Genomic DNA, 7,894 nt, shown 5'->3' on the forward strand with positions numbered 1-7,894 from the left:
AGACCTCGCGAACGGCTTCATCCTCACCTGCCAGGCCCACCCGCTGACCGCGCGCGTGGTGCTCTCCTTCGACGAACGCTGAAGCAAACCCGATGGCACGCGGAAGAGCGGCTGGCTACGACGACCAACGCGAAATGATCCTGCAGCGTGCCGCGCACCTGTTCGCTCGCCGCGGCTACGTCGGCACCTCGATGAACCAGGTGGCCGATGCCTGCGGGCTGTCCAAGGCGACCCTCTACCACTACTACCGCGACAAATACGCGCTGCTCGTGAGCATTGCCGAAGAGCATGTGTCGCGCCTGCAGGCGCTGGTCGGCGAGGTCGGCGCGCAGAAGCTCGAGCCACAGGCCCGGGTGCGCGAGCTGATCCGCCGCATCGTCGGCGAGTACGCCCACGCGCAGGACGCGCATCGCGTGCTGACCGAGGACGTGAAGTTCCTCGCGCCCGAGGACCGCCAGCGCGTGCTCGGCAAGGAGCGCGAGGTGGTCGCCGGCTTCGCGGCGGCGATCGCCGCCTTTCGGCCGGAGTTCAACGCGGCCTCGCTGGCCAAGCCTTTGACGATGCTGTTGTTCGGGATGATCAACTGGCTGTTCACCTGGATGAAGCCCGACGGCGAGATCGACCACGAGGCCATGGCACCGATCGTGGCGGATCTGTTTCTGGGCGGTCTGCCGGCGGTCAGGCTGCACCGGCCAGTCGCTGCACCGATCGCGGTGCCGGCAGCGTCGATCAAACCTCCTTCGCGTTCCCGTTCCCGCACCCGTTCCCGGCCATTGCCTTTGGAGTGATTCACATGACGACTGTTGTGCAAAGTTATATCGGTGGGCGCTGGCTCGGCGCCGAGGGCGCGCAGGTGCTGCGCAGTGCCGTCAATGGCCGGCCGGTGGCGGCCACGCACGCCGAGGCGATCGATTTCGAGCGGGCGGTGAGTCACGCCCGACGGGTCGGCCTGCCGGCGTTGATGAAGCTCGACTTCCAGCAGCGCGCCGAGCGGCTGAAAGCGCTCGCGAAGTACTTGAACGAGCACAAGGAACAGCTCTACGCGATCTCCGCGCACACCGGCGCAACGCGCACCGACGGCTGGATCGACATCGAGGGCGGCACCGCAACGCTGTTCGCCTACGCCGGCATCGGCAGCAACGAGCTGCCTGCGGGCAACCTGGTGCATGAGGGTCCGGCGATGGCGCTCGGCAAGCGCGGCGGCTTTTCGGGCACGCACATCCTGGTGCCGCGCGGCGGCGTGGCGGTTCACATCAATGCCTTCAACTTCCCCGTGTGGGGCCTGCTCGAGAAGTTGGCGCCGAGCTTTCTGGCCGGCATGCCCTGCATCGGCAAGCCCGCCACCGCCACCAGTTACCTGACCGAGGCAGCCGTGCGGCTGATCGTGCAGTCGGGCATCCTGCCCGAGGGCAGCCTGCAACTGGTGAGCGGCGGCACCGGCGACTTGCTCGACCGGCTCGAAGGGCCGGATGTGGTGACCTTCACCGGTTCGGCCGACACGGCCGCCAAGTTGCGGGTGCATCCGAACCTGGTGCGCCAATCGATTCCTTTCAACGCCGAAGCCGACTCGCTCAACTGCGCCATCCTCGCGCCCGACGTGACACCCGACGACGAGGAATTCGATCTGTTCGTCAAGGAGATTGCGCGCGAGATGACGGTCAAGGCCGGGCAGAAATGCACCGCCATCCGGCGTGCCATCGTCCCGCGCCAACACCTCGACGCGGTGGCTGCGCGGCTGCGTGAGCGCCTGGCCAAGGTGAGCGTTGGCGACCCCGCCACCGAAGGCGTTCGGATGGGGCCGCTCGCCTCGCGCGCCCAGCAGGACGACGTCGCTTCCCGGGTGGCGCTGCTGCTCGAGCACGCTGAGCTGGTCTATGGCGAGCGCGACCACCCGGCGCCGCAGGGCGAGGGAGTCGCCGAGGGCGCGTTCTTTGCGCCCACGCTCCTGCTCAGCCGCCGGCCGCTGGAGCAGGCTGCCGTCCACGATGTCGAAGCCTTCGGGCCGGTGTGTAGCTTGATGCCTTGCGAAGACCTCGACGAGGCGCTCGCGCTCGCCGCACGCGGCCGGGGCAGCCTGGTCGCCACCCTGGTCACGCGCGACCCGCGCATCGCGGCGCAGGCGATCCCGGTGGCCGCGGCGTGGCATGGACGGCTGCTCATCCTCGACCGCGAGGCCGCGGTCGAATCGACCGGCCATGGCTCGCCGCTGCCTTCACTCAAACATGGCGGCCCCGGCCGAGCGGGCGGCGGCGAGGAACTCGGCGGCCTGCGGGCGGTGAAGCACTACCTGCAGCGCGCGGCGGTGCAGGGCTCGCCGACGATGCTGTCGGCCGTCATCGGCGAGCACGTCCGCGGCGCCAAGCTGCGCGAATCGGACATCCACCCCTTCAGGCGCTGGTTCCAGGACCTGCAGATCGGCGATTCGCTGCTGACCCACCGGCGCACCGTGGGCGAGGCCGACATCGTCGCCTTCGGTGGCATCACCGGCGACTATTTCTACATGCACTTCGACGAGCTCGCGGCGCGCGAGAGCCCGTTCGGCAAACGCATTGCGCATGGCTACTTCGTGCTCTCGGCTGCCGCCGGCTTGTTCGTCTCGCCGGCCCCGGGGCCGGTGCTCGCCAACTACGGACTGGACACGCTGCGCTTCATCAAACCGGTCGGCATCGGCGACACGATTCAGGCGCGCCTGACGTGCAAACGCAAGATCGATCGCAACAAGAAGGATGCGAAGGGTGTCGGACAGGGCGTGGTGGCCTGGGATGTCGAGGTGACGAACCAGTTGGGTGAACTGGTGGCGAGCTACGACATCCTCACGCTGGTCGCCAAGCGCGAGTAGCGGGCGGTTCGCCGCTTCACCGGTTCGGCGCGCCGCCGATTTGCCAACCCGCCGCAGCGTCGATGCGCTGCGGTCCGGGTGCAAGCACGCGGTCCTGCAGCCGACCTTCAGGCCGCGACGGTCTGCCGCACTGCGCGCTCCCACCTCGCCATCAGCTCGGCAGCGCGCTCGCGCGCAAGCGTCGGCAGGAAGCGCCGTTCGACCTGCCACTGCGCTGCCAGTTCGTCCACGCTGCCGTAGACGCCGCAGGTGAGCCCGGCCAGGTAGGCCGCACCCAGCGCGGTCGTCTCGATCACCTTCGGCCGCACCACCGGGATGCCGAGCAAATCGGCCTGGAACTGCATCAGCAGGTCGTTCACGCACGCGCCGCCGTCGACGCGCAACTCGCTCACCGGCGCGCCGCCGGCAGCCACCGCGTCGCGGCTCATGGCATAGAGCAGCGCGGCGCTCTGGAACGCAATGCTCTCGAGCGCGGCACGCGCGATGTGCGCCACCGTCGTGCCGCGCGTCAGGCCGACGATCGCGCCGGTGGCCTGGGGCTGCCAGTAGGGCGCGCCCAGGCCGGTGAAGGCCGGCACGAACACCACGCCGCCGGCGTCGGGCACGCTCTCGGCGAGCGCCTGCACCTGGTGGCTGCCCTGGATGGCGCCGAGGCCGTCGCGCAGCCACTGCACGACGGCGCCGCCGATGAAGACACTGCCTTCGAGCGCGAACTCCGGCTTCGTGGTGGCTTGTGCCGCGCTCGTCGTGATCAGCCCGTTGCCCGAGGTCTGGAACTGCGCTCCGGTGTGCATCAGCATGAAGCAGCCGGTGCCGTAGGTGTTCTTGGCCAGGCCGGCGCTGAAGCAGGCCTGGCCGAACAGCGCGCTCTGCTGGTCGCCTGCCATGCCACCGATGAGGACCGGCGCGCCCAAGAGTGCTGCCTCGGTGGTGCCGAACGCCGAGGCCGAAGGCCGCACCTCGGGCAGCAGCTCGCGCGGTATGTCGAGCAGGGCGAGCAGCTCGTTGTCCCACTGGTTGGTATGAACGTCGAGCAGCATCGTGCGCGCGGCGTTGCTCACGTCGGTGGCATGCACACGCCCGCCCGTCAGCTGCCACAGCAGCCAGCTGTCGACGGTGCCGAAGGCCAGCTCGCCGCGTTGCGCGGCCGCGCGCGAGCCGCTCACGTGGTCGAGGATCCACTTCAGCTTGGTGCCGGAGAAATAGGCGTCGATGACGAGGCCGGTCTTCTTGCGCACCAGTGGCTCCAGGCCGCGCTCGCGCAGCGCGGCGCAACTCGGCTCGGCGCGGCGGTCCTGCCACACGATCGCGTTGTGGATCGGCTCGCCGGTGCTGCGGCTCCACACCAGCGTGGTCTCGCGCTGGTTGGTGATGCCGAGCGCGGCGAGCTCGCCCGCGCCGATGCCGGCCTTGGCGAGCGCCTCACGCGCGGTGGCGAGCTGGCCTTGCCAGATCTCGAGCGGGTCATGCTCCACCCAGCCTGGCTGCGGGTAGATCTGGCGCAACTCCCGCTGCGCCATCGCAACGATGTGCCCGCCGCGGTCGAACACGATGCTGCGCGAACTGGAGGTGCCCTGGTCCAGGGCGAGCAGGTAAGTCATGGCGTTTCCTCGGCGCGGCTTCGCGGTCTTGGCTCCTTCCCCGCTGGGGAAGCTCGGGATGGGGGCCGGCCGGAAGCGGTCTTGCTCCATCGCCCCTCAGCGACAGCCTGGCCGCAAGCCTAGAACGAAAACAAACAAAATTGGTCGCGGGTAATCGAAGATGCGTTCGTGCTGCTTAGCGCATAAAACGAACAACCGCGCGCGGGCTTCGTTCGCCTCGCCCGCCCCGCCAGGAGCCCCCGACTTGCAAGCGCCCCGTTCGGCCCCGATGGCCGCCACCACCGATGCTTCTGCCCCTTCAGAAGGCCAGGCGCAGGTGTGCGACGTGCTGGTGGTCGGCGGCGGCATCAATGGCTGCGGCATTGCACGCGACCTGGCCGGCCGCGGCTGGCGCGTGGTGCTGTGCGAGCGCGATGACCTCGCCTCGCACACCTCGTCGTCGTCGACCAAGCTCATCCACGGCGGGCTGCGCTACCTCGAGCATGGCGAGTTCGCGCTGGTGAGAAAGGCGCTGCAGGAGCGCGAAGTGTTGCTCAGGAGCGCGCCGCACATCATGTGGCCGCTGCGCTTCGTGATGCCGCACGACGCCGCGCAACGCCCGGCCTGGATGGTGCGCGCCGGCCTCTTTCTCTACGACCACCTGGCGCGGCGCGAGGTGCTGCCCGCATCAAGCGGCATCGACCTGCGCCTTCACCCGGCCGGCGCGCCGCTCAAGCCGCAGTACACGCGCGGCTTTGTTTACAGCGACGGCTGGGTCGACGATGCGCGGCTGGTGGTGCTGGCCGCCATCGAGGCGCGCGAGCGCGGCGCCGCAGTCCACACCCGCACCGCCTGCGTGAAGGCGCGGCGCGGCGCGAACGGCTGGCGCGCGACGCTCGCCGATGCGAACGGCGCGACGCGCACCGTGCAGGCCCGCGCGCTGGTCAACGCCGCCGGCCCCTGGGCCGAGAGCTTTTTGCGCGGCGTCGCGACGCCGGCCGCGGGCGAGGCGCTCGCCACACGCCGCCTGCGCCTGGTCAAGGGCAGCCACATCGTCGTGCCACGCTGCTTCGAGCACGACCACGCCTACCTGTTCCAGAACCCCGACCGCCGCATCATCTTTGCCATTCCCTACGAGGGCGAGTTCACGCTGATCGGCACCACCGATGTCGAGATTGCGCCGGACGACCCCGGCGCCGCGCGCATCGACGCCGCCGAGACCGCTTACCTGTGCGAGCAGGCGAGCCGCTACTTGCGTGTGCCGGTGCGCCCCGACGATGTGGTCTGGAGCTATGCGGGCGTGCGCCCGCTGCTCGACGACGCCGCCGCCGACCCGAGCGCGGTGACGCGCGACTACCTGCTCGAAGCCCATCACGTGGCCGGCGAGGCCGCGCCGCTGCTCACGGTCTGGGGCGGCAAGATCACCACCTTTCGCAAGCTGGCCGAAGACGCCGCCGACGAGGTCGGCCGCATGCTCGGCGAGCGTCGCCCCGCCTGGACCGCAGGCGCCAAGCTGCCGGGTGGCGACCTGTCGGGCTGGATCGGCGCGCCGCGCCGGCCCGACACCGATTTCGAGCGCTTCGTCGCCGAGCTGCGGCGGCGCCACGCTTGGCTGCCGGGGCCGCTCGTGCGCCGGCTGGCGCGCGCCTACGGCAGCCGCATCGAGCGCGTGCTCGGTGCGGCCACTTCGCTCGATGCGCTGGGCGTCGAGGTTGCGCCCGGCCTGCACGAGGCCGAGCTTTGCTACTTGCAGCGCGAAGAATGGGCGAGCGCCGCCGACGACGTGCTGTGGCGCCGCTCCAAGCTCGGCCTGCACTGCACGAGCACTGAGCGCGAGCGCGTGGCCGACTGGATCGCGCGGCGCAAAGCGGCGCTGCCCGCCGCGCCACCTTGCGTCAAACGCGCGTGATGCGGCTCGCGTGCCCCGTGCCTTGCCCCGACAAACAAGCTACTGCGCCGGGTCGCGCATCTCCCAGCGGAGCTTGTCGATCGCGGCCAGCAGCTCGGTGCCCAGCACCGTGCCCCAGGCGTCCAGGCATTCGTCGAGCTGGGCCAGGCTGGTGACGCCGATGAGGGTGCTGGCCACGCGCCAGTTGGTGTAGCAAAAGGCCAGCGCCATGCGGGTGGGCGTGAGGCCATGCTCGCGCGCCAGCGCGCTGTAGCGCCGGGCCGCGGCCAGCGATTCCGGGCGACCCCAACGCTGTTGCCGCATGCGCTCGAACAGCGTCATGCGGCCGCGGTTGGCCGGGTCGTCGAAGCCGAGCGCGTCGTACTTGCCGCTCAGCAGGCCAAAGCCGAGCGGCGAATAGGCCAGCAGGCTGGTGCCGGTGTGGTGCAGGGTTTCGTCCAGGCCGTTGTCGACGCAGCGGTTGATCAGGCAGTACGGGTTCTGCACCGTGACCACCCGCGGCAGGCCGTGTTGCTCGGCCACGCGCACGAACTCGGTCACGCCCCAGGGCGTTTCGTTGGACAGGCCGATCGCGCGCACCTTGCCTGCACGCACCAGCCGGTCCAGCGCCTCGAGCTGGTCGTGGATGGAGGTCTGTGGCTGGTCGTTGACCGGGTCGAAGTAGACCGAGCCGAACGACGGCGCATTGCGATTGGGCCAGTGGATCTGGTAGAGGTCGATCACGTCGGTGCACAGGCGACGCAGGCTGTCCTCGCAGGCCCGTGTGATGTCGGCCGGGCTCAGGTTGCCCGCGCCGTTGCGGATCCACGGCATGCCGCGCGCCGGCCCGGACACCTTGGTCGCGAGGACCACCCGGTCGCGCACCGCAGGGTGTTTGGCGAACCAGCGGCCGATGATGATTTCGGTGGCACCGAAGGTCTCGGCGCGCGGCGGCACCGAGTACATCTCGGCCGTGTCGATGAAGTTGACGCCGCGCTCCAGCGCACGGTCGAGGATTGCATGGGCGTCGCCTTCACCTACCTGCTCACCAAACGTCATCGTGCCCAGGCCAATGCGGCTGACGGCAATCTCACTGCGACCCAGCGGGGTGGTTTGCATGGCATCGGATGGTGGCTGGAGCACTCGCGCTCGGGCGGCCACTGTAGCGCTCGAGCAGGCCGCTGCTACCGGCGCGCTGCCGCACGACCCGGCCGACACCGAGCCTGTGCGCGGCGCCAACGCGCGCAGGCGCTGCACAGTCACGACTGGGGGGTGTACGCGACACCGCTTGGCGGGCCGACGGCGGTGATGGACTGCGCGAGGAGGCGCAGGCCTTCATGTGTCGCGTGGCGACCCTCGAGATCGAGTGCTGCGCGCATTGCAAGCTCGGGCGCTGGCGCGTGGTCGAGCAACGCGGCGCCGACCGCGCGGCCATTGCAGCGCCCACGCTGCTCGCATGCCGGGGCCCACGCGCCGCCCCTCGTCAATTAGAACGGCCTGGCCGCACACATGGCCCGAGCCCGCGTGCGCGGGCCTCGTCGCAATGCGAGACCGCACGGCGCATCGGTGCGCGCGCATCAGCCGCGA

General features: G+C 70.1%; 5 protein-coding genes. 3 read left to right on the forward strand and 2 right to left on the reverse strand.

Going from position 1 to position 7,894, the window contains the following annotated elements; translation table 11 throughout:
- Positions 1-92: 92 nt before the first annotated feature.
- Together RMO12_RS03960 and paaZ are read left to right on the forward strand one after the other, a co-directional pair.
- On the forward strand, positions 93-788 hold the full coding sequence (locus RMO12_RS03960) for a TetR/AcrR family transcriptional regulator (protein WP_309638285.1): 696 nt from the start codon (positions 93-95) through the stop codon (positions 786-788).
- 5 nt (positions 789-793) lie between these two features.
- Positions 794-2,839 carry a phenylacetic acid degradation bifunctional protein PaaZ gene (paaZ, locus tag RMO12_RS03965; RefSeq protein WP_309638286.1) on the forward strand — a complete coding sequence of 682 codons (2,046 nt, stop codon included), beginning with the start codon at positions 794-796 and terminating at the stop codon, positions 2,837-2,839.
- A 107-nt stretch (positions 2,840-2,946) separates the two neighbouring features.
- Here the strand turns inward: paaZ and glpK are convergent, their stop codons facing one another.
- Positions 2,947-4,440, reverse strand: coding sequence for a glycerol kinase GlpK (gene glpK / locus RMO12_RS03970; RefSeq protein WP_309638287.1), 1,494 nt, complete (start codon positions 4,438-4,440; stop codon positions 2,947-2,949).
- A gap of 268 nt (positions 4,441-4,708) precedes the next feature.
- On the opposite strand from glpK, the gene glpD reads away from it, so the two are divergent.
- Positions 4,709-6,328, forward strand: coding sequence for a glycerol-3-phosphate dehydrogenase (glpD, locus tag RMO12_RS03975; RefSeq protein ID WP_309638289.1), 1,620 nt, complete (start codon positions 4,709-4,711; stop codon positions 6,326-6,328).
- Between the two features lie 39 nt (positions 6,329-6,367).
- Here the strand turns inward: glpD and RMO12_RS03980 are convergent, their stop codons facing one another.
- Positions 6,368-7,426, reverse strand: a complete 1,059-nt coding sequence (locus RMO12_RS03980) for an aldo/keto reductase (protein WP_309638288.1) — start codon at positions 7,424-7,426, stop codon at positions 6,368-6,370.
- Between the last annotated feature and the right edge of the window lie 468 nt (positions 7,427-7,894).

The sequence above is a fragment of the Methylibium sp. genome (genome assembly GCF_031393925.1).
Classification (GTDB): domain Bacteria; phylum Pseudomonadota; class Gammaproteobacteria; order Burkholderiales; family Burkholderiaceae_C; genus Methylibium.